This is a genomic window from Vibrio fujianensis (genome assembly GCF_002749895.1).
Taxonomy (GTDB): Bacteria; Pseudomonadota; Gammaproteobacteria; order Enterobacterales; family Vibrionaceae; genus Vibrio; species Vibrio fujianensis.
Map to the genome: position 1 here is coordinate 7020 of NZ_NBUS01000026.1, position 2360 is coordinate 9379.

At 37.7% G+C, this 2360-nt stretch carries 3 protein-coding genes; all 3 read right to left on the bottom strand.

Annotated features, from left to right (window positions below):
- Nucleotides 1-698: 698 nt before the first annotated feature.
- Nucleotides 699-1049: a hypothetical protein gene (locus tag B7C60_RS17395; protein WP_245868348.1), complete on the bottom strand. Its 351-nt coding sequence runs from the start codon at nt 1047-1049 to the stop codon at nt 699-701.
- Between the two features lie 297 nt (nt 1050-1346).
- Complete coding sequence (locus tag B7C60_RS00815; RefSeq protein WP_099610018.1) at nt 1347-1772, bottom strand: N-acetyltransferase; 426 nt, start codon at nt 1770-1772, stop codon at nt 1347-1349.
- A gap of 161 nt (nt 1773-1933) precedes the next feature.
- Nucleotides 1934-2356, bottom strand: a complete 423-nt coding sequence (gene gloA2 / locus B7C60_RS00820) for an SMU1112c/YaeR family gloxylase I-like metalloprotein (RefSeq protein ID WP_172953213.1) — start codon at nt 2354-2356, stop codon at nt 1934-1936.
- Nucleotides 2357-2360 lie beyond the last annotated feature (4 nt).

The window sequence follows — 2360 nt, forward strand, 5'->3', positions numbered from 1 at the left end:
TATGAAAAGTTAACAGTAACCCAGTAGAATTTGCGTGGCAACGACGAAACTGCGAGCCCTAGTTCAAAGAAAAAAATGACTGCCACCAAGCTTATCGCAAACTCGCTTTACCATTGAAGCCAGAGTAAAAACTCGAAGAACAAGAAGCCGAAAGTTAAATCAACATGCACGAAACTAACTTAAAGAAAGTCGAAATTGAAATTAGATCAATCATAAAAAACATCTATTTTTCAATGCATTGCGGGCTTTTTCTCTACGGTTACATAACGCCGCATTAAGGGGCAGGCAACGTAAACAACTAAACTCAAACTAGCCAGCCGTAACCTCAAAAGCCAACCAAACCAAAACTGCCAAGCGTTGACTGTCCCTCTTGAATGCTTTGTTATGTAACTTTGCTAACTATTTCAAAGCATTACAAAGAACAATATTACCAAATACCGTTTAACTTACATGAAAAATTAGTAGTAACCCAGTAGAATTTGCGTGGCAACGACGGAACTGCGAGCCCTAGTTCAAAGAAAAAAATGACTACCACCAAACTTATCGCAAACCCACTGAACCATTTAGAACCAGCTAAAAACTCGAAGAACAAGAAGACGAAAACTAAGCCAATATGAATAAGACTGACTTTACAAACTTTATAAATAACAAATAAAAACAATAAGTTAAAACCATGAGCATGTGAAGTAGAAGCCAACTTAAAAAAGCAAAAGCATAAAAATATTTTTAATTTTCAATATATTGCGGTCTTTTTCTTTACGGTTACATAACGCCCGGCTAAGGGGTTGACAACGCACCGCCGAACTTAAAAAACACACTGTAAACTCTGAACTGCAATTTTGCACTAAAGTCGCCACGCGTTGGCAATCCCTCTTGAGCCGTTTGTTAGGCCAACTGATTGACACCAACACATTCAAAACTAAAGAACGAGCTTTTTTGTAAACTTGAAACAAACTAACCGATTCATTTATAAACCAAAAACTCAAATCAGCAAAGAAACCAAAAAACTCAAATTGAGCGATTTGGAAGAAAAGTGACGAGCGTAGCATGCTCGGCGGACGTTTGGATGCTGAAGGTTATTTTGCCGATGAATTCACAACGAAAAGAAAACCAACGCGATCAAGAAACAGCAAATATGTGATGATTATTTATTGCTTAAGTTCAGCCAAAGAACATGGGATTTACCGTTCAATTCAAACTCGTTTTAGCTGATAAAAACCCACTTTGCCTAACGCCCGGTTAAGGGGCAGCCAACGCTACTACCAACTTTCCGCATAACACCGTAACCACAGAAACCAACGCATAGTAAAAATGCCACGCGTTGGTTGTCCCTCTTGAACCGTTTGTTATGTGCCCGTACTCATTGTGTACTCTAAATGGCCTGTATATTCATCAACTTGCTCACTAATCACATTAAAACCTTGAGACAGATAAAACAGATAACTTGCCTGATTTTCTTTGTACACAGAAAGAGTAAGCATAACTCTTTGCGATCTTGCATGGGTCAGCAATTGCTTACCAATACCTTTACCTTGTAAGTCAGGATCTACAAATATCGCAGCCAGATTACTTTCATACAATGCGTAAAAACCAACAACTTTAGAATCCATTTCATAAACGCATATCTCTGAAGCTGGAAAGTAAATATTACGCATATTATCAACTTGGGATTTCCAAAATTCAGCTGAGACAAAATCGTGAGCTTTCATCGAAGCAGTCAACCAGATTTCAAGAATCGAATCTAAGTCATTATCGTTGTATTTTCTTATCATTTTTCACTCTACGATAGCTAAATTTATCGGGGCAACATAACGCCGCGTTAAGGGGTGAGCAACGCAAAGACAAACTCACCGCATTGCACTAAAAACTAATAAAATCAACGCATAATGAAAATGCCACGCGTTGCGAATCCCTCTTGAACGCCTTGTTATGTTTATTTTTCGTACAACTCTAAGGGTAAACCATCTGGATCTTTAAAAAAGGTGAATGGTTTACCTGTAAATTCATCAACTCGAATTGGCTCAACATTAATTCCATGTGATTGTAACTCGTTAGCTGTCAATTCCACTGAGTTAACAACAAACGCTAAATGCCTTAAACCTTGAGATTCTGGATTACTTAATCTAGGCGGTGGCTCTGGAAAAGAAAACAGCTCAATTTGTCCACCATTTGGTAACGCTAAATCTAATTTATATGAATCTCGGCTTTCTCGATAATTTTCGATAAGGATCTTAAGACCTAATATTTCCGTGTAAAATGACTTAGATCGTTGATAATCAGAGCAAATAATCGCTACATGATGGATACTTTCTAAATTCACAACATTCTCCGATTTGAACTTTAACCGAGTAAACATAACG

What these genes read in the sequence shown, in the direction of transcription:
- B7C60_RS00815 (WP_099610018.1), bottom strand. Translation starts at nt 1,772, where the DNA reads ATGATAAGAAAATACAACGATAATGACTTAGATTCGATTCTTGAAATC.
- gloA2 (WP_172953213.1), bottom strand. Translation starts at nt 2,356, where the DNA reads ATGTTTACTCGGTTAAAGTTCAAATCGGAGAATGTTGTGAATTTAGAA.
- B7C60_RS17395 (WP_245868348.1), bottom strand. Translation starts at nt 1,049, where the DNA reads ATGCTACGCTCGTCACTTTTCTTCCAAATCGCTCAATTTGAGTTTTTT.